The 26,401-nt window shown below is 67.9% G+C and carries 17 protein-coding genes; 15 read left to right on the plus strand and 2 right to left on the minus strand.

Annotation, left to right across the window (positions count from 1 at the left end; translation table 11 throughout):
• Positions 1–106: 106 nt before the first annotated feature.
• From rplK to RI138_RS20035, 7 genes are all read left to right on the plus strand, one after another.
• Complete coding sequence (rplK, locus tag RI138_RS20005; RefSeq protein ID WP_003967000.1) at positions 107–541, plus strand: 50S ribosomal protein L11; 435 nt, start codon at positions 107–109, stop codon at positions 539–541.
• 80 nt (positions 542–621) lie between these two features.
• Positions 622–1,344 carry a 50S ribosomal protein L1 gene (rplA, locus tag RI138_RS20010; protein WP_096625020.1) on the plus strand — a complete coding sequence of 241 codons (723 nt, stop codon included), beginning with the start codon at positions 622–624 and terminating at the stop codon, positions 1,342–1,344.
• Positions 1,345–1,517: 173 nt separating this feature from the next.
• Complete coding sequence (locus RI138_RS20015) at positions 1,518–2,435, plus strand: LolA-like protein (protein WP_311121048.1); 918 nt, start codon at positions 1,518–1,520, stop codon at positions 2,433–2,435.
• A 286-nt stretch (positions 2,436–2,721) separates the two neighbouring features.
• Positions 2,722–3,279, plus strand: coding sequence for a 50S ribosomal protein L10 (gene rplJ / locus RI138_RS20020; protein ID WP_096625024.1), 558 nt, complete (start codon positions 2,722–2,724; stop codon positions 3,277–3,279).
• Positions 3,280–3,363: 84 nt separating this feature from the next.
• Entirely contained in the window at positions 3,364–3,747 is a 384-nt protein-coding gene (rplL, locus tag RI138_RS20025) for a 50S ribosomal protein L7/L12 (RefSeq protein ID WP_096625026.1), read from the plus strand.
• 617 nt (positions 3,748–4,364) lie between these two features.
• On the plus strand, positions 4,365–7,850 hold the full coding sequence (gene rpoB / locus RI138_RS20030) for a DNA-directed RNA polymerase subunit beta (RefSeq protein WP_311121049.1): 3,486 nt from the start codon (positions 4,365–4,367) through the stop codon (positions 7,848–7,850).
• Positions 7,851–7,948: 98 nt separating this feature from the next.
• A complete protein-coding gene (locus RI138_RS20035) occupies positions 7,949–11,848 on the plus strand; it encodes a DNA-directed RNA polymerase subunit beta' (protein WP_096625030.1) in 3,900 nt (1,299 codons plus the stop codon).
• 103 nt (positions 11,849–11,951) lie between these two features.
• Here the strand turns inward: RI138_RS20035 and RI138_RS20040 are convergent, their stop codons facing one another.
• The gene (locus RI138_RS20040; RefSeq protein WP_096625032.1) at positions 11,952–12,221 is read right to left on the minus strand and encodes a hypothetical protein; all 270 of its coding nucleotides are present in this window, start codon (positions 12,219–12,221) and stop codon (positions 11,952–11,954) included.
• Positions 12,222–12,685: 464 nt separating this feature from the next.
• Between RI138_RS20040 and rpsL the strand changes: the two genes are divergently transcribed.
• The 4 genes from rpsL (at position 12,686) to tuf (ending at position 17,052) form a co-directional block, all read left to right on the plus strand.
• On the plus strand, positions 12,686–13,057 hold the full coding sequence (rpsL, locus tag RI138_RS20045; protein ID WP_003948652.1) for a 30S ribosomal protein S12: 372 nt from the start codon (positions 12,686–12,688) through the stop codon (positions 13,055–13,057).
• Positions 13,058–13,059: 2 nt separating this feature from the next.
• The gene (rpsG, locus tag RI138_RS20050; RefSeq protein ID WP_003966970.1) at positions 13,060–13,530 is read left to right on the plus strand and encodes a 30S ribosomal protein S7; all 471 of its coding nucleotides are present in this window, start codon (positions 13,060–13,062) and stop codon (positions 13,528–13,530) included.
• A 38-nt stretch (positions 13,531–13,568) separates the two neighbouring features.
• Complete coding sequence (fusA, locus tag RI138_RS20055; protein WP_096625034.1) at positions 13,569–15,698, plus strand: elongation factor G; 2,130 nt, start codon at positions 13,569–13,571, stop codon at positions 15,696–15,698.
• Positions 15,699–15,858: 160 nt separating this feature from the next.
• Positions 15,859–17,052, plus strand: coding sequence for an elongation factor Tu (tuf, locus tag RI138_RS20060; protein ID WP_311121050.1), 1,194 nt, complete (start codon positions 15,859–15,861; stop codon positions 17,050–17,052).
• Between the two features lie 113 nt (positions 17,053–17,165).
• On the opposite strand, the gene RI138_RS20065 is transcribed toward tuf, so the two are convergent.
• A complete protein-coding gene (locus tag RI138_RS20065; RefSeq protein WP_311121051.1) occupies positions 17,166–18,389 on the minus strand; it encodes a sensor histidine kinase in 1,224 nt (407 codons plus the stop codon).
• Between the two features lie 261 nt (positions 18,390–18,650).
• On the opposite strand from RI138_RS20065, the gene RI138_RS20070 reads away from it, so the two are divergent.
• The 4 genes from RI138_RS20070 (at position 18,651) to RI138_RS20085 (ending at position 26,375) form a co-directional block, all read left to right on the plus strand.
• A complete protein-coding gene (locus RI138_RS20070; protein WP_311122949.1) occupies positions 18,651–24,839 on the plus strand; it encodes a DNRLRE domain-containing protein in 6,189 nt (2,062 codons plus the stop codon).
• 81 nt (positions 24,840–24,920) lie between these two features.
• Positions 24,921–25,373 (plus strand): hypothetical protein, encoded by a 453-nt coding sequence (locus RI138_RS20075; RefSeq protein ID WP_311121052.1) that lies wholly within the window; start codon positions 24,921–24,923, stop codon positions 25,371–25,373.
• 182 nt (positions 25,374–25,555) lie between these two features.
• Positions 25,556–25,807 (plus strand): hypothetical protein, encoded by a 252-nt coding sequence (locus tag RI138_RS20080; RefSeq protein ID WP_311121053.1) that lies wholly within the window; start codon positions 25,556–25,558, stop codon positions 25,805–25,807.
• Positions 25,776–26,375, plus strand: a complete 600-nt coding sequence (locus RI138_RS20085) for a response regulator transcription factor (protein WP_311121054.1) — start codon at positions 25,776–25,778, stop codon at positions 26,373–26,375. Before RI138_RS20080 ends, RI138_RS20085 begins: the two co-directional genes overlap by 32 nt.
• Positions 26,376–26,401 lie beyond the last annotated feature (26 nt).

The raw sequence follows: 26,401 nt of genomic DNA on the forward strand, positions 1-26,401 counted from the left end.
TGGGTTTTTGGTCGCACAGCTATACCCGTTATCGTTGTGCGGTATGCCTCCATCCGGATGACCGGAATTGGCGGCGAAACACTCTCACTAGGACCCGGAGAGAGCAATGCCTCCCAAGAAGAAGAAGGTCACGGGGCTTATCAAGCTCCAGATCAACGCCGGTGCGGCGAACCCGGCCCCGCCGGTCGGCCCCGCGCTCGGTCAGCACGGCGTCAACATCATGGAGTTCTGCAAGGCCTACAACGCCGCGACCGAGTCGCAGCGTGGCATGGTCGTGCCGGTGGAGATCACGGTCTACGAGGACCGTTCCTTCACCTTCGTCACGAAGACTCCGCCGGCCGCCAAGCTGATCCTCAAGGCCGCGGGTGTGGACAAGGGCTCCGGCGAGCCGCACAAGACCAAGGTTGCCAAGCTGACGGCCGCCCAGGTCCGCGAGATCGCCACGACGAAGCTCCCCGACCTGAACGCCAATGACCTCGACGCCGCGTCGAAGATCATTGCCGGCACCGCCCGTTCCATGGGCATCACGGTCGAAGGCTGATTCAGCCCCGTAGCCCTCAGTGGTAGGACCAAGCGCTGGTCCGCACCACGACTCCACACTCTGAAACCACAGGAGTAGAAGTGAAGCGCAGCAAGAACCTCCGCGCTGCGGACGCCAAGATCGACCGGGAGCGCAACTACGCCCCGCTTGAGGCCGTCCGTATCGCCAAGGACACCGCCTCCACGAAGTTCGACGGCACCGTCGAAGTCGCCTTCTGCCTGGGTGTCGACCCGCGCAAGGCCGACCAGATGGTCCGCGGCACCGTGAACCTCCCGCACGGCACCGGCAAGACCGCCCGGGTCCTGGTCTTCGCGACCGGTGACCGTGCTGCGGCCGCGGAAGCCGCCGGAGCCGACATCGTCGGCGCCGACGAGCTCATCGACGAGGTGGCGAAGGGCCGTCTGGACTTCGACGCCGTCGTCGCCACCCCGGACCTCATGGGCAAGGTCGGCCGCCTGGGCCGCGTGCTCGGTCCGCGTGGTCTGATGCCGAACCCGAAGACCGGCACCGTCACCCCCGACGTCGTGAAGGCTGTCAACGACATCAAGGGCGGCAAGATCGAGTTCCGCGTCGACAAGCACTCGAACCTGCACTTCATCATCGGCAAGGTCTCCTTCGACGAGACCAAGCTGGTGGAGAACTACGCAGCGGCGCTGGAGGAGATCCTCCGTCTGAAGCCGTCCGCCGCCAAGGGCCGCTACATCAAGAAGGCCACGCTGGCCACCACGATGGGCCCCGGCATCCCGCTGGACGCCAACCGCACCCGCAACCTCCTCGTCGAGGAGGACCCGGCCGCCGTCTGAGCCACCGCGCTCACCGGGTAAGCCGCGTCACACGCGTGCACTGTGTGTACGGGCCCCGCAACCTTTCGAGGTGCGGGGCCCGTCCTCGTATCCGTAAGGACCTATGCCTGTCAGTGCCCTGTGCGACTGTTGTGCGGGGGACGAACAGACGATACGAGGGGTGGACCGATTCCATGAGGACGAGCACGGCACGACGCGTGGGTACGGCGCTGGCCGCAGCCGCGGCGCTGACGTCGATAGCGGCCTGCAGTGGCTCCGACGGCTCGGGGGGCTCCAGCGGCTCCGGCAAGGACAAGGCGGGCGCCGTCGCCAAGGCGAGCCCGGTCGCCGCGCTGAAGCAGGTGCAGAAGAAGACGGGCGGCGCCCAGTCGGCCAAGGTCGACGGCACCATGGACATGGGCGACACCATGTCGATGAAGCAGTCCGGGACCATCGGCTGGGCCGACGGCCTCTCCGGCGAGATGACCATCACCTACACCGGCGGCACCATGGGCGACGCCCTGAAGCAGGCCGGCGGCGACGGACCGGTCCGGGCGCGCTATTTCAAGGACGAGTACTACGCCAACATGGGCGACGCCTTCGCGGCCAAGGCCGGGGGCAAGCACTGGGTCCGGTATTCCTACAAGGACCTGGCCGCCCTGGGCGGGGCCGCCGGCGACGTCATGCAGGACCAGATCCAGAACAGCACGCCCGAGCAGGGCGTGAAGGCGCTCCTGGCCTCCGGTGACGTGAAGAAGGTCGGCCAGGAGGACGTCCGCGGGGTCTCCACGACGCACTACTCCGGCACGGTCGACGTCGCCGAGCTGACCGCGAAGAACAGCAACCTGGACGCCGAGCAGCTGGCCGACTTCAAGGAGCAGATGGCGCTGGCCGGGGTCACCACCCAGACCGTCGACATCTGGGTCGACAAGGACGACCTGCTGGTGAAGAAGACCGAGCGTGGCGAGATGAAGACCGGCGCGTTCAATTCGACGCTCTTCTACAGCGACTACGGCACGGACGTACCCCAGGAGAAGCCGTCGGCCTCGGACACGGTGGACTTCACAGAGATGCTGAAGCAGCCGGGCGGTGCCGGCGTCGGCGCCTCCTGAGCCTTCCCGAAGGCCTCCCGTAAGGGACGAGCGGGGACGGATTTGCCCGTCCCGCATCCGGTCGCGTACTCTCATCAGGAAGCCAAAGACCGCTGGTCGTCGCTGTGCTCTCGCAAGGGGGACGGCGACCGAAGGTTCCGATTGGATCGGACGACCCGCGCAGGTGACTGTGGAACGCTCCCGGACTCTGTTCGGTCGAGCCGCGCCCTGGCACTTGTGCTGGGGCGTTTCGTCTTTCCCGGCCCCTTCTGAGCGGTCCTCATCACCCGGAAGGAGGCCGACGCTCATGGCAAGGCCCGACAAGGCTGCCGCGGTAGCCGAGCTGACGGACCAGTTCCGCAGCTCGAACGCCGCTGTGCTGACCGAGTACCGGGGTCTCACCGTGGCACAGCTCAAGGAGCTGCGCCGTTCGCTCGGTGAGAACGCCCAGTACGCCGTGGTGAAGAACACGCTGACCAAGATTGCGGCCAACGAGGCCGGGATCGACACGCTGGACGACCTGTTCTCGGGTCCGACGGCGGTTGCCTTCGTCACCGGTGACCCGGTGGAGTCGGCGAAGGGTCTTCGTGACTTCGCCAAGGACAACCCGAACCTCATCATCAAGGGCGGTGTCCTTGACGGTAAGGCGCTGTCCGCCGATGAGATCAAGAAGCTCGCGGACCTTGAGTCCCGCGAGGTTCTGCTCTCCAAGCTGGCAGGTGCCATGAAGGGCAAGCAGTCTCAGGCTGCCGCGCTCTTCCAGGCTCTCCCGTCGAAGTTCGTCCGCACCGCGGAAGCGCTTCGTGCCAAGAAGGAAGAGCAGGGCGGTGCCGGTACGCCGGCTCCCGCCGAGGCCGCCGAGTAATCACGCTCAGCGGTCCAGCGGGCTCCACGTACGCCCGCCGACATATACATCCGGCACCTGCCGAATAGTGGAAGGACGCCTATCATGGCGAAGCTGTCCCAGGACGACCTGCTCGCGCAGTTCGAAGAGATGACCCTCATCGAGCTCTCCGAGTTCGTGAAGGCCTTCGAGGAGAAGTTCGACGTCACCGCCGCCGCCCCGGCCGCCGCCGTCATCGCGGGCCCGGGTGCCCCGGCCGCCGAGGCCGCTGCCGAGCAGGACGAGTTCGACGTCATCCTCACCGGCGCGGGCGAGAAGAAGATCCAGGTCATCAAGGTCGTGCGTGAGCTGACCTCGCTGGGTCTGAAGGAGGCCAAGGACCTCGTCGACGGCACCCCGAAGCCGGTCCTCGAGAAGGTCGCCAAGGAGGCCGCCGAGAAGGCTGCCGAGTCCCTCAAGGCCGCCGGCGCCTCCGTCGAGGTCAAGTAACACCCCGGGAGTCCACGGACTCCCCGGTCGCGTCACGCGGCCGAAGCCAAGGGCGATCACCCATCCGGGTGGTCGCCCTTCGGCGTACCCGTGGCGGCTGCCTTGCTCTTCCGCCGACGGCGAGTAGGGTGATCTTCGCCGTACGCCTCTCGCGGGCCCCTCAGGGGCGTTCCGGGGGCTTTCCGGCGGTGGCCGGTGAAGGCTCCTGGAGGTCCGTACGGACCGGTGGGCCTTGACGAACCGGACGCGGCGCGCAATTCTCAGGACGCGTCATCACTTCGATCCGTATCCGAGGCATGGATCGAGAGTGAAGAGGGCAGTAAGGAAGTGCGCACCCCGCGCGAGGGCTAGCCATAGGTGTTGAGAACAGCTGTTGAGAGCAACGTGGGTCTCTGAGAACCCCGACTGGACATCAGTGTGCCGCTTGGCTACACTGACCCTTTGCGCTGCCTGTTAGCTGCCTCCTGCCCGTCACCAGGGGCATGCCCACGCTGAAGCACCGATGGCCGACCCCCTCCGACCTGGTCGTTTGCGACCGATTCGGAACGGTCTGTCTATGTGTCCAGAGTGGGACCGGTACGCGCGTAGTGAGTCCGAGCCCTCGGAAGGACCCCCTCTTGGCCGCCTCGCGCAACGCCTCGACCGCGAATACGAACAACGGTGCCAGCACCGCCCCGCTGCGCATCTCTTTTGCAAAGATCAAGGAGCCCCTCGAGGTTCCGAACCTCCTCGCGCTGCAGACCGAGAGCTTTGACTGGCTCCTCGGCAACGCCGCCTGGAAGGCTCGCGTCGAGGCTGCTCTGGACAGTGGACAAGACGTCCCCACCAAGTCCGGCCTGGAGGAGATCTTCGAGGAGATCTCACCGATCGAGGACTTCTCCGGGTCGATGTCGCTTACGTTCCGCGACCACCGCTTCGAGCCCCCGAAGAACTCGATCGACGAGTGCAAGGAGCGCGACTTCACGTTCGCCGCGCCGCTCTTCGTCACGGCCGAGTTCACCAACAACGAGACCGGCGAGATCAAGTCCCAGACGGTCTTCATGGGCGACTTCCCGCTCATGACCAACAAGGGCACCTTCGTCATCAACGGCACCGAGCGTGTCGTCGTGTCGCAGCTGGTCCGCTCGCCGGGTGTCTACTTCGACTCCTCCATCGACAAGACGTCCGACAAGGACATCTTCTCCGCCAAGATCATCCCCTCCCGGGGTGCCTGGCTGGAGATGGAGATCGACAAGCGCGACATGGTCGGTGTCCGCATCGACCGCAAGCGCAAGCAGTCGGTCACCGTCCTCCTCAAGGCGCTCGGCTGGAGCACCGAGCAGATCCTGGAGGAGTTCGGCGAGTACGAGTCGATGCGCGCCACCCTGGAGAAGGACCACACCCAGGGCCAGGACGACGCGCTGCTCGACATCTACCGCAAGCTGCGTCCGGGCGAGCCGCCGACGCGCGAGGCCGCTCAGACGCTGCTTGAGAACCTCTACTTCAACCCGAAGCGCTACGACCTCGCGAAGGTCGGCCGCTACAAGGTGAACAAGAAGCTCGGCGCCGATGAGCCGCTGGACGCCGGGGTGCTCACCACCGACGACGTCATCGCGACCATCAAGTACCTGGTCAAGCTGCACGCCGGTGAGACCGAGACGACCGGTGAGTCCGGCCGGGAGATCGTCGTCGAGACCGACGACATCGACCACTTCGGCAACCGTCGTCTGCGCAACGTCGGCGAGCTCATCCAGAACCAGGTCCGTACGGGCCTGGCGCGGATGGAGCGCGTCGTGCGCGAGCGCATGACCACCCAGGACGTCGAGGCGATCACGCCCCAGACCCTGATCAACATCCGGCCGGTCGTCGCCTCCATCAAGGAGTTCTTCGGCACCAGCCAGCTGTCGCAGTTCATGGACCAGAACAACCCGCTGTCGGGTCTCACCCACAAGCGCCGTCTGTCGGCTCTTGGCCCGGGTGGTCTCTCCCGTGAGCGGGCCGGCTTCGAGGTCCGAGACGTGCACCCGTCCCACTACGGACGCATGTGCCCGATCGAGACTCCCGAAGGCCCGAACATCGGTCTGATCGGTTCGCTCGCCTCGTACGGCCGCGTCAACGCGTTCGGCTTCATCGAGACGCCGTACCGCAAGGTCGTCGACGGCCAGGTCACCGACGACGTCGACTACATCACGGCCGACGAGGAGGACCGCTTCGTCATCGCCCAGGCGAACGCGACCCTCTCCGACGAGCTGCGCTTCACCGAGCCCCGCGTCCTGGTCCGCCGCCGCGGCGGAGAGGTCGACTACGTGCCCGGCACGGACGTCGACTACATGGACGTCTCGCCGCGCCAGATGGTGTCCGTCGCCACCGCGATGATCCCCTTCCTGGAGCACGACGACGCCAACCGTGCCCTCATGGGCGCGAACATGATGCGTCAGGCGGTGCCGCTGATTAAGTCGGAGGCCCCGCTCGTCGGCACCGGCATGGAGTACCGCTGCGCCACCGACGCCGGTGACGTGCTCAAGGCCGAGAAGGACGGTGTGGTCCAGGAGGTCTCCGCGGACTACATCACCGTCACGAACGACGACGGCACGTACACCACGTACCGCATCGCCAAGTTCATGCGCTCCAACCAGGGCACCTCGGTCAACCAGAAGGTCGTCGTCGCCGAGGGCGACCGGATCGTCGCCGACCAGGTGCTCGCCGACGGACCGGCCACCGAGAACGGTGAGATGGCCCTCGGCAAGAACCTGCTCGTGGCGTTCATGCCGTGGGAGGGTCACAACTACGAGGACGCGATCATCCTGTCGCAGCGCCTCGTGCAGGACGACGTCCTCTCCTCGATCCACATCGAGGAGCACGAGGTCGACGCCCGTGACACCAAGCTCGGCCCGGAGGAGATCACCCGGGACATCCCGAACGTCTCCGAAGAGGTCCTCGCGGACCTCGACGAGCGCGGCATCATCCGGATCGGTGCCGAGGTCGTCGCCGGTGACATCCTCGTCGGCAAGGTCACGCCCAAGGGTGAGACCGAGCTGACCCCCGAGGAGCGCCTGCTCCGCGCGATCTTCGGTGAGAAGGCACGCGAGGTGCGCGACACCTCGCTGAAGGTGCCGCACGGTGAGATCGGCAAGGTCATCGGCGTCCGCGTCTTCGACCGCGAAGAGGGCGACGAGCTGCCGCCGGGCGTGAACCAGCTGGTCCGGGTCTACGTCGCGCAGAAGCGCAAGATCACCGACGGTGACAAGCTCGCCGGCCGTCACGGCAACAAGGGCGTCATCTCGAAGATCCTGCCGATCGAGGACATGCCGTTCCTGGAGGACGGCACCCCGGTCGACATCATCCTCAACCCGCTGGGTGTCCCGTCCCGAATGAACCCGGGACAGGTCCTGGAGATCCACCTCGGCTGGCTCGCCAGCCGCGGTTGGGACGTCTCCGGCCTCGGTGACGAGTGGGCCAAGCGCCTGCAGGCCATCGGCGCCGACCAGGTCGCCCCCGGCACCAACGTCGCCACGCCCGTCTTCGACGGTGCGCGCGAGGACGAGATCTCCGGTCTCTTCGAGGCCACGATCCCCAACCGCGACGGCGACCGCCTGGTCCAGCCCTCCGGCAAGGCCAAGCTGTTCGACGGCCGCTCCGGCGAGCCGTTCCCGGACCCGGTCTCGGTCGGGTACATGTACATCCTCAAGCTGCACCACCTGGTCGACGACAAGCTCCACGCCCGTTCGACCGGTCCGTACTCCATGATCACGCAGCAGCCGCTGGGTGGTAAGGCTCAGTTCGGTGGACAGCGCTTCGGTGAGATGGAGGTGTGGGCCCTTGAGGCATACGGTGCCGCATACGCCCTCCAGGAGCTCCTGACGATCAAGTCCGACGACGTGACCGGCCGCGTGAAGGTCTACGAGGCCATCGTCAAGGGCGAGAACATCCCCGAGCCCGGCATTCCCGAGTCCTTCAAGGTGCTCATCAAGGAAATGCAGTCGCTCTGCCTCAACGTGGAAGTGCTGTCCTCGGACGGCATGTCCATCGAGATGCGCGACACGGACGAGGACGTCTTCCGCGCGGCGGAGGAGCTCGGTATCGACCTGTCCCGGCGCGAGCCGAGCAGCGTCGAAGAGGTCTGACGGGCCGGCCGGCCGCCTCTCCCGGAGGCGGCCGGCCCTCCCCGGACCCGTTCAGACCATTGATTGAGACGAGACCCCGAAAGAGGGATTGACGACAAGTGCTCGACGTCAACTTCTTCGACGAGCTGCGGATCGGCCTTGCCACCGCGGACGACATCCGGACCTGGTCGCACGGCGAAGTGAAGAAGCCGGAGACCATCAACTACCGCACGCTCAAGCCCGAAAAGGACGGACTCTTCTGCGAGAAGATCTTCGGTCCGACCCGGGACTGGGAGTGCTACTGCGGCAAGTACAAGCGTGTCCGCTTCAAGGGCATCATCTGTGAGCGCTGCGGCGTCGAGGTCACTCGCGCCAAGGTGCGTCGTGAGCGGATGGGCCACATCGAGCTTGCCGCTCCCGTCACTCACATCTGGTACTTCAAGGGCGTCCCCTCGCGCCTCGGATACCTGCTGGACCTGGCGCCGAAGGACCTGGAAAAGGTCATCTACTTCGCCGCTTACATGATCACGTTCGTGGACGAGGAGCGTCGTACCCGCGACCTGCCGTCCCTGGAGGCACACGTCTCCGTCGAGCGCCAGCAGACCGAGAACCGCCGTGACTCCGACCTGGAGGCCCGCGCCAAGAAGCTTGAGACCGACCTGGCCGAGCTGGAGGCCGAGGGCGCCAAGGCGGACGTGCGCCGCAAGGTGCGCGAAGGCGCCGAGCGTGAGATGAAGCAGCTGCGCGACCGTGCGCAGCGCGAGATCGACCGCCTCGACGAGGTGTGGAGCCGCTTCAAGAACCTCAAGGTCCAGGACCTGGAGGGCGACGAGCTGCTCTACCGCGAGCTGCGTGACCGCTTCGGCACGTACTTCGACGGCTGCATGGGCGCCGCGGCGCTCCAGAAGCGCCTGGAGTCCTTCGACCTCGACGAGGAGGCCGAGCGCCTCCGCGAGATCATCCGCACCGGCAAGGGCCAGAAGAAGACCCGTGCGCTCAAGCGCCTCAAGGTCGTCTCGGCGTTCCTCCAGACCAGCAACAAGCCCAAGGGCATGGTGCTGGACTGCGTCCCGGTCATCCCGCCGGACCTGCGTCCGATGGTGCAGCTGGACGGTGGCCGCTTCGCGACCTCCGACCTGAACGACCTGTACCGCCGTGTGATCAACCGCAACAACCGCCTGAAGCGCCTTCTCGACCTCGGTGCCCCCGAGATCATCGTGAACAACGAGAAGCGCATGCTCCAGGAGGCCGTCGACGCGCTGTTCGACAACGGCCGCCGCGGTCGCCCGGTCACCGGTCCCGGCAACCGCCCGCTGAAGTCCCTGAGCGACATGCTCAAGGGCAAGCAGGGTCGTTTCCGTCAGAACCTCCTCGGTAAGCGTGTGGACTACTCCGCGCGTTCTGTGATCGTCGTCGGTCCGCAGCTCAAGCTGCACCAGTGCGGTCTGCCGAAGGCGATGGCGCTGGAGCTCTTCAAGCCGTTCGTGATGAAGCGCCTGGTGGACCTGAACCACGCGCAGAACATCAAGTCGGCCAAGCGCATGGTCGAGCGTGGCCGCACCGTCGTGTACGACGTCCTCGAAGAGGTCATCGCCGAGCACCCGGTGCTGCTGAACCGTGCGCCCACCCTGCACCGCCTCGGCATCCAGGCCTTCGAGCCGCAGCTGGTCGAGGGCAAGGCCATCCAGATCCACCCGCTCGTCTGCACCGCGTTCAACGCGGACTTCGACGGTGACCAGATGGCCGTGCACCTGCCGCTCTCCGCGGAGGCGCAGGCCGAGGCCCGCATCCTGATGCTGTCCTCGAACAACATCCTGAAGCCGGCCGACGGTCGTCCCGTCACCATGCCGACCCAGGACATGGTGCTGGGCCTCTTCTTCCTCACCACGGACGAGACCGAGCGCGAGGTCAAGGGCCAGGGCCGGTCCTTCGGCTCCACGGCCGAGGCGATCATGGCCTTCGACGCCCGCGAGCTCTCGCTCCAGGCGAAGGTCGACATCCGCTTCCCGGTCGGCACCATGCCGCCGCGTGGCTGGGTGCCGCCGGTCGCCGAGGAGGGCGAGCCCGAGTACCAGCCGGGTGACACCTTCCGGCTGCGGACCAGCCTGGGCCGCGCGCTCTTCAACGAGCTGCTGCCCGAGGACTACCCGTTCGTCGACTACTCGGTGGGCAAGAAGCAGCTCTCCGAGATCGTCAACGACCTGGCCGAGCGCTACCCCAAGGTCATCGTGGCGGCGACGCTCGACAACCTGAAGGCGGCGGGCTTCCACTGGGCGACCCGCTCGGGCGTCACCGTGGCCATCTCCGACGTCGTCGTGCCCGAGGCCAAGAAGGCCATCGTCAAGGGCTACGAGGAGCAGGACGAGAAGGTCCAGAAGCAGTACGAGCGCGGTCTGATCACCAAGGACGAGCGCACGCAGGAGCTCATCGCGATCTGGACCAAGGCGACCAACGAGGTTGCCGAGGCGATGAACGCGAACTTCCCGAAGACGAACCCCATCTTCATGATGGTTGACTCGGGTGCCCGAGGAAACATGATGCAGATGCGTCAGATCGCGGGTATGCGTGGTCTGGTGTCGAACGCGAAGAACGAGACCATCCCGCGTCCGATCAAGGCGTCCTTCCGTGAGGGCCTCACCGTTCTGGAGTACTTCATCTCCACGCACGGTGCCCGTAAGGGTCTGGCGGACACCGCCCTGCGTACCGCCGACTCGGGTTACCTGACCCGTCGTCTGGTGGACGTCTCGCAGGACGTGATCATCCGCGAGGAGGACTGCGGTACCGACCGCGGCCTGAAGCTGAAGATCGCGGTCAAGGGCGCCGACGGCGTGCTCCGCAAGACGGACGACGTCGAGACCTCGGTCTACGCCCGCATGCTCGCCGAGGACGTCGTGGTGGACGGCAAGGTCATCGCGCCTGCCAACGTCGACCTCGGTGACGTCCTGATCGATGCCCTGGTGGGCGCCGGCGTCGAGGAGGTCAAGACCCGTTCGGTCCTGACCTGTGAGTCCGCGGTCGGCACCTGTGCCTTCTGCTACGGACGCTCGCTCGCCACCGGCAAGCTGGTCGACATCGGCGAGGCGGTCGGCATCATCGCCGCCCAGTCCATCGGTGAGCCCGGTACCCAGCTGACGATGCGTACCTTCCACACCGGTGGTGTGGCCGGTGACGACATCACCCAGGGTCTGCCCCGAGTCGTCGAGCTCTTCGAAGCCCGTACGCCGAAGGGTGTCGCCCCGATCTCCGAGGCCAAGGGCCGCGTGCGGATCGAGGAGACCGAGAAGACCAAGAAGCTCGTCGTCACCCCGGACGACGGCAGCGACGAGACGGCGTTCCCGATCTCGAAGCGCGCCCGTCTGCTCGTGGGCGAGGGCGACGCGGTCGAGGTGGGCCAGAAGCTCACCGTGGGTGCCACCAACCCGCACGACGTGCTGCGCATCCTCGGCCAGCGTGCGGTCCAGGTCCACCTGGTCGGCGAAGTCCAGAAGGTCTACAACTCGCAGGGCGTGTCGATCCACGACAAGCACATCGAGATCATCATCCGGCAGATGCTCCGCCGTGTGACGATCATCGAGTCCGGCGACGCGGAGCTGCTTCCGGGCGAGCTGGTCGAGCGGTCGAAGTTCGAGACCGAGAACCGTCGTGTGGTTACCGAGGGCGGTCACCCCGCCTCCGGACGTCCGCAGCTGATGGGTATCACCAAGGCCTCGCTCGCGACGGAGTCCTGGCTGTCGGCCGCCTCCTTCCAGGAGACGACCCGAGTTCTGACGGACGCGGCGATCAACGCCAAGTCCGACAGCCTCATCGGCCTCAAGGAGAACGTCATCATCGGTAAGCTCATCCCGGCCGGTACGGGCCTGTCCCGCTACCGCAACATCCGGGTCGAGCCGACCGAGGAGGCCAAGGCCGCGATGTACTCGGCCGTCGGCTACGACGACATCGACTACTCGCCGTTCGGCACCGGCTCCGGCCAGGCCGTTCCGCTGGAGGACTACGACTACGGTCCGTACAACCAGTAAGCGAGCGACTGTCGCTTGAAGGCCTGAGGGAGGCCACTCCGGAACGTTCCGGAGTGGCCTCCCTCAGGCGTTGTGCCGTCCTGGGGCTCCGGGACGGCCTGGCTCAGCCGAGCAGCGCGTGGTGGACCCGGAGCAGGGCGCGGGTGCCCACGGCCAGCAGAGGGGGCACGTCGGGCAGCGGCACCTTGCGGGCCAGGGCCAGGACGTCGATGACGATCGCGTAGTCGTCGACGACGGACCGCGGCAGTCCGGGGGTGGTCATGGCCGGGGCGTAGGCGGAAGCGGCGTCACCGTATTCGATGACGGCCAGACTGACGTCGGTGTCGAGCGCGCTCGGTGCCTGGAATACGGGCTCACGGTGGTCGGCTGTCATGTGGGACCTCCTTGGGCCGGGCTGGTCCGGGGTCCGGTCGGGCCGGTCCGGGGGCAGTCGGTCTGGTTGGCTGACCGCATTGTCCGGCATGGTGAGATGCTGCGGCAGGCCGTAATGACGCTGTTTCCGTACCCTGTGATTGCCGGGATCCGGCAATGGCGCAAGCCGCCGCCCGGCAGCCGGGGAAGGCCGTCACAGGTGGTCGGCGGCCCGGGAGTGTCGGCGTGGACAGCATTTGTTTTGACCCAAGTGCGTGAGGTAGGTACGCTCAAGCCTTGTGCCTGGGGTGTGCCTGGGCTCGGGTGCGTGTCCTCAACCGCACGGCGAGTCCGTCAGTAGCCACCGCAATCTGCGCCTCTTCCGCCTCATGGGGCGGGGGTCTGCAGTATTCGACACACCCGACCGCGTGGGTCGGCGATGTTCCAGGTTAGTTTCACGAACGGCACACAGAAACCGGAGAAGTAGTGCCTACGATCCAGCAGCTGGTCCGGAAGGGCCGGCAGGACAAGGTCGAGAAGAACAAGACGCCCGCGCTTGAGGGTTCGCCCCAGCGCCGCGGCGTCTGCACGCGTGTGTTCACGACCACCCCGAAGAAGCCGAACTCGGCCCTCCGTAAGGTCGCGCGTGTGCGTCTGACCTCCGGTATCGAGGTCACGGCCTACATCCCGGGTGAGGGACACAACCTGCAGGAGCACTCCATCGTGCTCGTGCGTGGTGGCCGTGTGAAGGACCTGCCGGGTGTTCGTTACAAGATCATCCGCGGCTCCCTTGACACCCAGGGTGTCAAGAACCGCAAGCAGGCCCGCAGCCGCTACGGCGCCAAGAAGGAGAAGTAAGAATGCCTCGTAAGGGCCCCGCCCCGAAGCGCCCGGTCATCATCGACCCGGTCTACAGCTCTCCTCTTGTCACCTCGCTGATCAACAAGATCCTCCTCGACGGCAAGCGTTCCACCGCCGAGCGGATCGTGTACGGCGCCATGGAAGGCCTCCGCGAGAAGACCGGCAACGACCCGGTCATCACGCTGAAGCGCGCGCTTGAGAACGTCAAGCCCTCGCTTGAGGTCAAGTCCCGCCGTGTCGGTGGCGCCACCTACCAGGTGCCGATCGAGGTCAAGCCCGGTCGCGCCTCCACCCTCGCTCTGCGCTGGCTCGTCGGCTACTCCCGCGCCCGCCGCGAGAAGACCATGACCGAGCGCCTCATGAACGAACTGCTCGACGCCTCCAACGGCCTCGGCGCTTCGGTCAAGAAGCGCGAGGACACCCACAAGATGGCCGAGTCCAACAAGGCCTTCGCGCACTACCGCTGGTAGTCGCTACCCCCATCGAGACCGAGAGAAGATTGAGCCTTATGGCCACCACTTCGCTTGACCTGGCCAAGGTCCGCAACATTGGGATCATGGCCCACATCGACGCGGGCAAGACGACCACCACTGAGCGGATCCTCTTCTACACCGGTGTGAGCTACAAGATCGGTGAAGTCCACGACGGCGCTGCCACGATGGACTGGATGGAGCAGGAGCAGGAGCGCGGCATCACGATCACGTCCGCCGCGACGACCTGTCACTGGCCGCTCAACGATGTTGACCACACGATCAACATCATCGACACCCCGGGTCACGTCGACTTCACCGTCGAGGTGGAGCGTTCGCTCCGCGTCCTCGACGGCGCTGTCACCGTGTTCGACGGCGTCGCGGGCGTCGAGCCGCAGTCCGAGACCGTGTGGCGCCAGGCGGACCGTTACGGCGTTCCGCGTATCTGCTTCGTCAACAAGCTCGACCGCACCGGTGCCGAGTTCCACCGCTGTGTCGACATGATCATCGACCGCCTCGGTGCGGTTCCGCTGGTCATGCAGCTCCCCATCGGCGCTGAGGCCGACTTCAAGGGCGTCGTCGACCTCGTGTCGATGAAGGCCTTCGTGTGGTCGGACGAGGCTGCCAAGGGCGAGATGTACGACACCGTCGAGATCCCGGACACGCACAAGGAGGCCGCCGAGGAATGGCGCGGCAAGCTCCTTGAGGCCGTGGCCGAGAACGACGACCAGATGATGGAGCTGTACCTGGAGGGCAACGAGCCCACCGAGGAGCAGCTGCACGACGCGATCCGCCGGATCACCCTGGCCTCGAAGGGCGGCGCGGACTCCGTCACCGTCACCCCGGTGTTCTGTGGCACGGCGTTCAAGAACAAGGGCGTTCAGCCCCTGCTCGACGCGGTCGTCCGCTACCTGCCTTCCCCCCTGGACGTCGAGGCCATCGAGGGCCACGACGTCAAGGACCCCGAGGTCGTCGTCAAGCGCAAGCCCTCGGACGACGAGCCGTTCTCCGGCCTCGCGTTCAAGATCGCGAGCGACCCGCACCTCGGTAAGCTCACCTTCGTCCGGATCTACTCCGGTCGCCTGGAGGCCGGCACCGCGGTGCTGAACTCCGTCAAGGGCAAGAAGGAGCGCATCGGCAAGATCTACCGCATGCACGCGAACAAGCGTGAGGAGATCGCATCGGTGGGCGCCGGCGACATCATCGCCGTCATGGGTCTCAAGCAGACCACCACCGGTGAGACGCTGTGCGACGACAAGAACCCGGTCATCCTGGAGTCCATGGACTTCCCGGCGCCGGTCATTCAGGTCGCCATCGAGCCGAAGTCCAAGGGTGACCAGGAGAAGCTGGGTGTCGCCATCCAGCGCCTCTCGGAGGAGGACCCCTCCTTCCAGGTGCACTCCGACGAGGAGACCGGCCAGACCATCATCGGTGGTATGGGCGAGCTTCACCTTGAGGTGCTCGTCGACCGCATGAAGCGCGAGTTCCGCGTCGAGGCGAACGTCGGCAAGCCCCAGGTCGCGTACCGCGAGACGATCCGCAAGGCCGTCGAGCGCATCGACTACACGCACAAGAAGCAGACTGGTGGTACCGGCCAGTTCGCGAAGGTGCAGATCGCCCTTGAGCCCATCGAGGGTGGCGACGCCTCCTACGAGTTCGTCAACAAGGTCACCGGTGGCCGCATCCCCCGTGAGTACATTCCCTCGGTGGACGCGGGTGCTCAGGAAGCCATGCAGTTCGGCATCCTGGCCGGTTACGAGATGGTCGGCGTTCGCGTCACCCTGATCGACGGTGGTTACCACGAGGTCGACTCCTCGGAGCTCGCCTTCAAGATCGCCGGTTCGCAGGCGTTCAAGGAGGGTGCCCGCAAGGCCTCTCCCGTGCTCCTGGAGCCGATGATGGCCGTCGAGGTCACCACGCCCGAGGACTACATGGGCGATGTCATCGGCGACCTCAACTCCCGCCGTGGCCAGATCCAGGCCATGGAGGAGCGCAGCGGCGCTCGCGTCGTGAAGGGCCTCGTGCCCCTCTCGGAGATGTTCGGCTACGTCGGAGACCTCCGCAGCAAGACCTCGGGTCGCGCAAGCTACTCGATGCAGTTCGACTCCTACGCCGAGGTTCCGCGGAACGTCGCCGAGGAGATCATCGCGAAGGCCAAGGGCGAGTAACTCTCCCGAGCTCACGCTTTAGGCTTGTCACCGGAGCCCGGTAGGGCATTCTTCGCAGAGCGAGAGCAATGCGGCGAATGCCCCCGGCACCGGCATCCCAGCAAAGATCACCTGGCGCCGATGAAGCAAGGCGTACAGAACCACTCCACAGGAGGACCCAGTGGCGAAGGCGAAGTTCGAGCGGACTAAGCCGCACGTCAACATCGGCACCATCGGTCACATCGACCACGGTAAGACGACCCTCACGGCCGCCATTACCAAGGTGCTGCACGACGCGTACCCCGACCTGAACGAGGCCTCGGCCTTCGACCAGATCGACAAGGCTCCCGAGGAGCGCCAGCGCGGTATCACCATCTCCATCGCGCACGTCGAGTACCAGACGGAGTCGCGTCACTACGCGCACGTCGACTGCCCGGGTCACGCGGACTACATCAAGAACATGATCACGGGTGCCGCGCAGATGGACGGCGCCATCCTCGTGGTCGCCGCCACCGACGGCCCGATGCCGCAGACCAAGGAGCACGTGCTCCTGGCCCGCCAGGTCGGCGTTCCGTACATCGTCGTCGCGCTGAACAAGGCCGACATGGTGGACGACGAGGAGATCCTGGAGCTCGTCGAGCTCGAGGTCCGTGAGCTCCTCTCCGAGTACGAGTTCCCGGGCGACGACGTTCCGGTCGTCAAGGTCTCGGCGCTCAAGGCGCTTGAGGGCGACAAGGAGTGGGGTGAGTCCGTCCTCAACCTGATGAAGGCTGTCGACGAGTCCATCCCGCAGCCCGAGCGTGACGTCGAGAAGCCGTTCCTCATGCCGATCGAGGACGTCTTCACGATCACCGGTCGCGGTACGGTCGTCACCGGCCGTATCGAGCGCGGTGTCCTGAAGGTCAACGAGACCGTCGACATCGTCGGTATCAAGACCGAGAAGACCACCACCACGGTCACCGGCATCGAGATGTTCCGCAAGCTGCTCGACGAGGGCCAGGCCGGTGAGAACGTCGGTCTGCTCCTCCGTGGCATCAAGCGCGAGGACGTCGAGCGCGGCCAGGTCATCATCAAGCCCGGTTCGGTCACGCCGCACACCGAGTTCCAGGCCCAGGCCTACATCCTGTCGAAGGACGAGGGTGGCCGTCACACCCCCTTCTTCAACAACTACCGCCCGCAGTTCTACTTCCGTACCACGGACGTGACGGGCGTTGTGACCCTTCCCGAGGGCACCGAGATGGTCATGCCGGGTGACAACACCCTCATGGACGTCGCGCTGATCCAGCCGGTCGCCATGGAAGAGGGCCTGAAGTTCGCCATCCGTGAGGGTGGCCGGACCGTGGGCGCCGGCCAGGTCACCAAGATCATCAAGTAGTTTCTGCTTGGTCCTTGGACCTGGTGGCTCGCTGAGTCGCACGAAGGGCCCCCGTCTCTCGGAAGAGAGGCGGGGGCCCTTCGCCATGTGCGGGCGGCCCTTGAACGGTGGCCTCAACGGGCGGGCAGCACGGCGGTGACGGTGAACGAGGGGCCCTCGGGGGCGGCGTGGAACGTTCCTCCGAGGGCGAGGGTCCGGCTCCGCATCCCGGTCAGGCCCTTGCCGCGCCGGGGCGCCGGGTCGGTGCGGAAGTCCGTTGTCACGGCCACGCCGTCGTTCCGTACGGTCAGGCGCACGTCGGACCCGTCCGCCCGCAGCTCTATCTCGCACCGGGACGCCCGGCTGTGCTGGAGGACGTTGCCCACGGCTTCGCGCAGGACCGCCCGCAGGCACTCGGCGGTGGCCGGGCCGGTCTCGACCCGGGGCGGCAGTGCGGTACGTACGGCTGTCCCGGACGCGGTCAGGACCCGCTGGGCGCGAGCCAGCTCGTCGGCGAGCGAGAAGTCTCCGGGGCCGGGGCTGCTGATCGCCCGTACATCGTCCTGGAGGCGTCGGGCCAGCCCCAGCATGTCGACGAGCGCGGCACGGGTCCCCTCACCCCCGGCCCCCTCGTGACCGGTCCCCTCACGGCCGGGGCCCTTCTCGCGCAGCGCCGTCTCCCCCTGAACGACGATCGCGGCGAGCGAGGAGCCGACCAGGTCGTGCAGGTCCTGGCGCATCCGGGCCCGTTCCCGCTGTTCCGCGAGGTGCGCCGCGTGCTCCCTGCTGCTGTGCAGCCGGGCCGAGAGCAGGGCCAGATGGGCGACGGCGAAGACCGTGCTCGCCGTGACCGCCGTACCGAGCAGGACGTTGACCGGGCTCCGGTTCGTGACGATCAGACCGGTGGCGGCCAGTACCGGCCCGCTCGCCCCCACCGCCAGAGCGATCGGCACCGAGGCGTTCGGCGGCAGGGTGAGCAGCACGGCCCCGGCGAGGAAGCCCAGCAGACCCAGCCACCGGTAGTGGAAGAGCAGCAGCGGCAGATAGGTGAGGACCGCCTGCACCAGCAGTAGCCCCCACCGCCAGCGGTAGGGCAGCCGGTACGGCGGCGGTGCGTACTGGCCCAGCATGACCGCGGGCATCAGCACCAGCACGGTCAGACCGGCGACCACCGTCCGCTTGTTGAGCGGCGAGGCCGCCACGTCCAGGGCGACCAGGGCGAGCGACCCGAGCACCAGCACGACCAGGGCCCCGACGGCCACGCCCGCGCCCTGTGGCGCGCCCGTTCCCCGGCGTGCTTTCCGCCGCATGTGTCCCCCCGACGTCGCGTTCCACGCCTCGTTCGCTGTACGGGCCATTCTTCCTCAGCCGGGGAGGAGCTCGGAGCCGTCCGGGGCGCGGGGACGCGCCGACCGGCCCGGAAACTCCGCGTACTTCGTGAAGCCTTCACTTCTCCGGCCCTGGCCCGCTTGCTTGGATCGCCTCTGTTCTGTGCCCGCTACAACAGAGAGTTGCTGACAGTGTCGGAGCGCATACCTCCCGCCGACGCGTGGGAGGGCTCATCGCTGGCCCTGCACCGGCGAAGACGGCTTCTGCCGCGGATCGCCCTCGGCGCCGCCATGGTCCTCGCGGTCGAGACCGCCCTGATGACCGAGAGCGGCCAGGCCGTGGCCCATACCCGGCAGGCGCCGACGGCCCCGGCCGCCGCGAAGCAGGCGCCCGAGGGGCCGGGCGAGGCCGCGGACATCCTCTCGGCCAAGGTCGCCGCGAAGCTCTACGGCAAGCGGGTCGAGGCGCTGTCCGAGCGCACCGAGACCTCCACGACGTGGGTGAACAAGGACGGCTCGCTCACCACCGAGCTGTCGGCCGGTCCGGTCCGCTTCGAGGAGGGCGGTGCCTGGACCGACATCGACGTCGAACTCCGCGAGACCGCCGACGGTGTCGAGGCCAAGGCCCACCCGAACGGTCTGAGCATGGCGGGCAAGGGCGGTGCGCTGCCGCGCTCGGTGCGCGAGGCGGACCGGGCCCCCGCACGCGACCTGGTGACCCTCGGCGAGGGCGACGAGCGGATCACGCTCCAGTGGAAGGGGGGACTGCCCGCTCCCGAGCTGGACGGGACGCGTGCCACCTACCCCGAGGCGCTGCCGGGCGCGGACGTCGTCGTCGAGGCGACCCGTACGGGCTTCGAGCAGTACGTCGAGATCAAGAAGCGCCCGGCCGCCGGATACACGTACACCCTGCCGCTCAAGGCCAAGGGCCTGAAGGCGAAGGAGCAGCCCGACGGCAGCGTGCTGTTCACCGACCGGAAGAACGGCAAACGGGCCGTGATGCCCGCGCCGGTGATGTGGGACGCCACCGTCGACAAGGTCTCCGGCGAGCACACCCGCCGGGTGCCGGTGGCGATGAAGGTGGTGAAGCGGAAGGGGGCCGTCGATCTGGTCGTCACCCCGGACGCGGAGTTCCTCGCCGACCCGGAGACGAAGTACCCGGTGACGGTCGACCCGTCGACCTCGTCGCTGTCGAACGTCTTCGACACGTACGTCCAGCAGGGCGAGACCCGCGACTGGTCCACCGATGTGGAGCTGGATTTCGGCAACCCCGGTACGACGAATGCGAACGGCACACCCCGTACCGCCCAGTCCTTCATCACCTGGAACACCGCGCCGATCGCCGACGCCCTGGTCTCCAGCGCCAAGCTGAGCCTGTGGAACTTCCACTCGGCGAACACCACCTGCGCCGCCCAGCCGTGGCAGGTCTGGTCCTCGCCCGCCGCGTCCACGGCCAGCCGGTGGACCAACCGGCCGACGATGACCGCGCTGAAGGCCGAATCCACCGAGACGCGGGGCAACACCGCCTGCACGTCCCAGCCGGACGGCTGGATCAACGCGAACGTGACCACGCTGGCCCAGGAGTGGGCCGGTGCCAAGGCCTCCCGCGGCCACCTCGGCATCCGGGCCAAGAGCGAGACCACGGTCGCCCAGTGGAAGCGGGTGAACTCCGCCAACGCCGCGAAGAACCCGCCGAAGCTTTCGGTCACGTACAACTTCCGGCCGCGTACGGGCACCAAGCAGGAGGCGGGGCCGCCGTTCTTTTCCTACTCCGGCGTCTACATGGTCAACACCCTGACGCCGACCCTGCGTGACACCTTCGTCGATGCGGACGGGGACAAGGTCAACGGCACCTTCCAGATCTTCGACAGCGCCACCGACAAGCAGGTCGGCAGCCCGATCGTGTCGAAGTTCGTGCCCTCCGGGCAGCCCGCCTCGGTGACCGTGCCGTCCGGGGTGCTGGCCGAGGGGAAGACGTACAAGTTCCGTACGAGCCCCTATGACGGTACGCACTACAACACCGGCTGGTCGGCCTGGAAGACCTTCACGGTCGACACCAAGGCGCCGTCCGCCCCGACGAAGATCGCCTCCACGGACTATCCGCCCGGCCAGTGGGTCAAGGGCGAGGGGCAGCCGGGCGTCTTCACGGTCACCCCGCCGAGCGGGTCCGACCACAACTGGCTGGAATGGTCTTTGGACGGGGTGACCTGGACCAAGGTCGCCACCGGTGGCGCCGCGGCGAACAAGGCGATCACCGTCACCCCGCCGAAGAATGGGAGCCATACCCTCTCGGTGCGGTCCGTCGACAAGGCGGACAACAAGTCCGAGGTGGTGGACTACCTCTTCCACGCCGGTTCGGGCGGCTTCGTCCAGCCCTCGGAGGGTGAGCGGACCGCGCGCCGGCTGCCGCTGGTCGCCGAGGCGGAGGCCGGGAAGTACACCGCCGTCTCCTTCTCCTGGCGGCGCTCCGAGGCCGACCCCTGGGTGCGGATCCCCGTCGGAGACGTCACCTCCGGCGGCAGCGCGCTCACAGCCTGGCCGGTCCCGCTGACGAACGGTCGGAACGCCCCGCTGGTGTGGAACGCCACCAGCACCGTCGACCCCGACGGCACCGTCCAGCTCAAGGCCGACTTCACCGGCCCGAACTCCGCCACCAGCAGCACCGTGCCGCTGACCGCGGTCGTCGACCGCAACGCGGACGGCGCGGCCACCACCGAGGTGGGCCCGGGCTCGGTCAATCTGCTCACCGGCAACTACACGCTCTCCGAGACCGACGTGTCGCTCTTCGACCTGTCGGTGTCGCGTACGGCCGCCTCGCGCACCCCGAACCGGGGCGCCGACCAGGAGGGCCAGGCCGCGATCTTCGGCAAGGAGTGGGTCTCCGGCACCGCCGCAGAGGCCACCGAGTCCGACTACAGCCACGTCCGGCGCGTCGCCGACACCGCGGTCGACGTGGTGCTGGAGGAGGGCGACTCGATCCACTTCACCGCGAACGCGGCGAGGAACGGGTGGGTCCCGGAGCCCGGCTCCGAGGACCTGACCCTCAAGGGCAGCGTGAGCGGCACGTTCACACTCTCCGACACCGAAGGGACGGTCACGACCTTCACCAAGGCGGACGCGGCGGCGACCACCTGGCAGGTCAGCACCACCCTCTTCGACGGCCTCGCCAACTCCACCACCAAGGTGATCTCCGAGACCGTCACGGTCGGCGGCAAGAAGCTGGCTCGCCCCAAGCGGATCATCGCCCCGACCTCGGCCGCCACTACGGCCGCATGCGAGACGTCACCGGCCACCAAGGGCTGCAAGGTCCTGGAGTTCGTCTACGCGACCACCACCACGGCCACCGGCACGGAGACGAACGCCCAGTTCGGCGACTTCACCGGCCAGGTCCGTGAGATCCGCGCCTGGACCACCAGCCCCGGCGCCTCCGCCGCCACGGCCACCGCGGTCGCCACCTACCGCTACGACTCCAACGGCAGCCTCCGCCAGCAGTGGGACCCCCGTCTCAGCCAGGCCTCCCAGACGCAGTACGCCTACTACGGGGGCCGGGTCACCTGGCTCCAGCAGCAGAGCCAGCTCCCGTACACCTTCACCTACGGCAACGCCGGAGCCGGTACGGCACCCAGCGACGGCATGCTGCTCAAGTCTTCACGCCAGGCCCTCAAGCAGGGCACCGCCGACACGGTCGAGGGCAACGCGGTGACGAGCGTCGTCTACGGGGTCCCGCTCACCGGGGCCAAGGCTCCGTACGCCATGGGCGCGACCTCCGTGGCGGCCTGGGGCCAGCTCGACCACCCCACGGACGCCACCGCGGTCTTCCCCGCCGACGCCGTCCCGGCCTCGCACGACGGCGCCGACCTGGCCTCCGGCGGATACCGCCGGGCCGCGGTGACCTATCTCAACGCCTCCGGCCGTACGGTCAACTCGGCCACGCCCGGCGGCCACATCTCGGCCACCGAGTACGACCGCTTCGGCAACACCGTCCGTGAGCTCACCGCGGGCAACCGGGCACTGGCGCTCGGCACCACGGCGGACGACCGCCACAGCCTCACCGACCTCGGCATCATCGGGCGCGCCTCGGCCGAGCGGGCGCACCTGCTCTCCACGACGTCCGTCTACGACGAGCGCGGGGCGCGGGAGCTGGAGGAGTTCGGCCCGATCAGGCGGGTGGACCTGACCGAGGACCTCAAGGAAGGGAGCACCGTCCTGGTCGAGGCCGGTACCTCGGTTCCGGCCCGGTCGTGGACGGTGAAGGAGTACGACGAGGGCCGCCCGACCGACGGCACGGCCACGGTCCGGGACCAGGTCACCCTGAGCGTCACCGGCGCGCGGGTCCGCGACTACTACTCCGCGATGGGGGAGAAGCGGGTCGAGTCCGTCCAGTACGACTGGGCCAAGGGTCTGCCCACGCTCACCACCAAGGACGCCGGCGGTCTCGACCTGACCACGACTACCGGGTACGACGCCCAGGGCCGGGTCACCTCCCAGGTGCTGCCCGGGGGTACGGGCGGCGACGCCGCCACCCGGATCACCGAGTACTGGTCGGCCACCGGCACCGGCTGGTGCAAGGGCCGCCCGGAGTGGGCGGACCGGGTGTGCTGGACAGGACCGGCGGGTGACATCACCGGCGGTGGCTCCCAGCCGAACAAGCTGGTGAACACGACCGTGGAGTACGACCGCTGGGGCAACCCGGCCACCGTCACCGACGAGGTCGGCGGGGTGCACCGGACGACCACGACGACGTACGACGGTGCCGGCCGGCCGGTCTTCTCGAAGATCGCGGGCGGCCTCGGTCAGGCGGTCCCGGAGACCACCACCGAGTACGACGCGGCCACCGGACAGGTCACCAAGGTCATCTCGCCCACCGGCGGAACGGTCACCAAGGCGTACGACCAGCTCGGCCGGCTGATCTCCTACACCGACGCCGACGGCGGTGTCACGAAGACCGAGTACGACCTGCTCGACCGCCAGGTCAAGGTCGCCGACTCGGTCCCGTCCACCGTGACGTACACCTACGACCACACCGCCGAGCCGCGCGGTCTGCCCACGCGTACCACGGACTCGGTCGCCGGGTCCTTCTCCGCGACGTACGACGCCGACGGGTCGGTCGCCACCGAGAAGCTGCCCGGCGGCTACACGCTGAGCGTCACCGAGGACACCACCGGTTCCACCGCCTCGCGCGTCTACACCCGGGACAGCGACGGCATGACCGTCTTCAGCGACCGGGTCGGCGAGTCCGTCCACGGTCAGGTCACCGGCCACCAGGGCTGGTCCAGCCAGACCTACCGCTACGACCGGACCGGGCGGCTGACCAGTGTCGACGACACGGCGGGTGAAGTCTGCACCCGCCGTGCCTACACCTTCGACAAGCGCACCAACCGCACGTCCCTGACTACGTCGGCCGCCGCCTCCGGCGCCGACTGCACCTCCACAGGAGCCACCACCACGACCTACACCTACGACAGCGCCGACCGTCTTGTCGGCCCCGGCCACACCTACGACGCCTTCGGCCGCACCACCGTGCTGCCGGGCACCACCATCGGCTACTACGCCAATGACCTGGTCCACCGGCAGACGGCCGGCGACCAGCGCCAGACCTGGCAGCTCGACGCCGGACTGCGCTTCCGCTCCTGGACGGTGGAGACGGGTTCCGGCTCCACCTGGACCCGCACCGGGGCGAAGCTCAACCACTACGACAGCGACAGCGACAACCCGCGCTGGATCGTGGAGGACACCGGGACCGGTGCGCTGAGCCGCAATGTCGAGGCCGCGTCGGGCGACCTCGCGGCCACCACGTCCAAGACCGGTGACACGGTGCTCCAGCTCTCCACCGTCCACGGTGACGTGGCCCTCCAGCTCCCGCTGGACGCGGGCCGGGCTCCCGTCGCCCTGGACAGCGACGAGTACGGCAACCCCCGCGAGGGCCAGGAAGCCACCCGCTACACCTGGCTCGGCGCCAAGCAGCGCTCGACGGAGACGCTGACCGGCCTCACGCTCATGGGCGCGCGCCTCTACAACCCGGCCACCGGCCGGTTCCTCTCGGTGGACCCGGTGTACGGGGGCAACCTGAACGCCTACGAGTACGCGCACGCGGATCCGCTCAACCGGTTCGACCTGGATGGCAGGTGGAGCTGGCGCAAGGCCCGCGGGTGGGTGAAGAGGAAAGTGGGATGTACCGCGACCAAGTGTCTCTTCTTCAACAAGAGGAACCGGCATTTCGTCATGCGGGACGGCCGCCCCGGTATCCACCTCAGGAACCACCGGATTCGCGGGGAGTGGGATCGCCATAATGGCTGGCATGTAAACGTCGGGAAGAAGCACTACCGCGCCCGCGATGCCAGGAGAGCCGTCACCCGGTGGGGCGGCAGGGCAGTGCGGGGCCTCGGGAGGGCCAGCCGTCGGTGGGGTCCGCCGATCTGGATCCCCGACGAGTTCCACCGCTATCGGAACCCCTGCTACAAGCGGTCCTGCGTCGCGTAGCCCTTCGTAGTCGAACGTCTGTCGGCCCACTCGGCCCGCCCCGGCCGGGTGGGCCGACAGACCCACGAGAGAAGCGAACAGATGCACTACTTCGAAGCGGCGTCCGCCCGCGACATGGAGCTCTTCCTCCAGCAGCTGGCGCCCGAACTGGACGCGGCCGGGGCGAGGACTCTTCTCGACCTCTACACCGACGAGCCGATGGACGCCCCGCGTGCGCAGGACGCACTCCAGGCGATGAGCGCCATCGCCGAGCAGGCGTCCTCCTCCACACGCCGGCGCGGATCCTCGCGGTCCCGCGACCCCCTGATGGGGGTGGAGGTCGACCTCCACGACCCGGTGCAGGCCGGCCACTTCGCCCTGCTGGCCCACCGCGTCATCAACGCGGAAGCCTGGTGCGGGGAGGGCCGCCAGGTCTTCGGGACCGTCGAGTCACCGACCCGTGTCTGGGTCGAACTGCCCCGGGAGGTCGTCGAGAAGCTGCTCGACGACGGGCGGCGGGCCGGAGCCTCGCTCACCGTCCGGCCCGCGGGGTGAGGCTGGAGGATTCGACGGCAGAGGTCGGCCGCCCGGGAAGTCAGGCCGACTCGATCCGTGCGGGCAGACACGTGAACATCTCACTCCCCCCCGCCCGCCTCTCTGTGGTCCGATCGACATCGACCTGCGCCATCCGCCCACCAGGCACCGGTGGCGCGCCATGCAGCGGGGGAGCACCGGACGTGACAGGGCTGACTAAACGCGAGAGAACCGAGATCGCCGCCGTCCGGGCGGTGGCGGTCCTGGTGTACGCCCTGGCGCTCCTGTGCGCGATGCTCGAAGGCCCGCGTCTGCTCCTCTACTTCCTGCCCGCCCTGCTCGGCTCCCTGATCGCGGTGTGGTGCGTACGGCAGGGAGTGCTGGCCGCCGTGAGAGGCCGAGCCGTCGGCGATAATCGGCCGAGTGATTACGGTGCTGGTGGTCGACGACCATGACGTGGTGCGGTCCGGCCTGACGGCACTCCTGTCGGCGGAGCTCGGCATCCAGGTGGTCGGCCAGGCGGCGGACGGCCCTGCCGCGCTCGCCGAGGCGGAGCGGCTGCGCCCGGATGTGGCGCTGCTCGACATCGACCTGCCCGGGGTGGACGGGATAGCCGTCGCCACCCGGCTGGCGCAGACCCTGCCCGGCTGCCGCACGCTGATGCTGACCGCGCTCGACCGCCCCGGCCATCTGCGGCGGGCGCTGGCCGCCGGGGCCGCCGGATATCTGCTCAAGAGCGCCACCCCGGCGCAGACCGCCGACGCCATCCGGCGGATCGTCGCGGGCGGCCGGGTCATCGACCCCCGGATGCACGGGGAGGCGGACGGGCCCAGTCCGCTCACCGACAAGGAGACGGAAGCCCTGCGGCTGGCCGCCGGGGGAGCGCACGCCCGGGAGATCGCCGCCGACCTGTTCCTCAGCGTGGGGACCGTACGCAACCGGCTCTCGTCGGCGGTCGGGAAGCTCCACGCCCGTACCCTCGTCGACGCGCTGCGCATCGCCGGGCACAACGGGTGGCTGTAGCCACCCGCACGCGCAGGGCCCCCGTA

Source organism: Streptomyces durocortorensis, from assembly GCF_031760065.1.
GTDB lineage: Bacteria > Actinomycetota > Actinomycetes > Streptomycetales > Streptomycetaceae > Streptomyces.

What these genes read in the sequence shown, in the direction of transcription:
- rplL (WP_096625026.1), top strand. Translation starts at nt 3,364, where the DNA reads ATGGCGAAGCTGTCCCAGGACGACCTGCTCGCGCAGTTCGAAGAGATG.
- rplJ (WP_096625024.1), top strand. Translation starts at nt 2,722, where the DNA reads ATGGCAAGGCCCGACAAGGCTGCCGCGGTAGCCGAGCTGACGGACCAG.
- RI138_RS20075 (WP_311121052.1), top strand. Translation starts at nt 24,921, where the DNA reads ATGCACTACTTCGAAGCGGCGTCCGCCCGCGACATGGAGCTCTTCCTC.
- RI138_RS20015 (WP_311121048.1), top strand. Translation starts at nt 1,518, where the DNA reads ATGAGGACGAGCACGGCACGACGCGTGGGTACGGCGCTGGCCGCAGCC.
- fusA (WP_096625034.1), top strand. Translation starts at nt 13,569, where the DNA reads ATGGCCACCACTTCGCTTGACCTGGCCAAGGTCCGCAACATTGGGATC.
- RI138_RS20065 (WP_311121051.1), bottom strand. Translation starts at nt 18,389, where the DNA reads ATGGCCCGTACAGCGAACGAGGCGTGGAACGCGACGTCGGGGGGACAC.
- RI138_RS20040 (WP_096625032.1), bottom strand. Translation starts at nt 12,221, where the DNA reads ATGACAGCCGACCACCGTGAGCCCGTATTCCAGGCACCGAGCGCGCTC.
- rplK (WP_003967000.1), top strand. Translation starts at nt 107, where the DNA reads ATGCCTCCCAAGAAGAAGAAGGTCACGGGGCTTATCAAGCTCCAGATC.
- RI138_RS20070 (WP_311122949.1), top strand. Translation starts at nt 18,651, where the DNA reads ATGGTCCTCGCGGTCGAGACCGCCCTGATGACCGAGAGCGGCCAGGCC.
- rpsG (WP_003966970.1), top strand. Translation starts at nt 13,060, where the DNA reads ATGCCTCGTAAGGGCCCCGCCCCGAAGCGCCCGGTCATCATCGACCCG.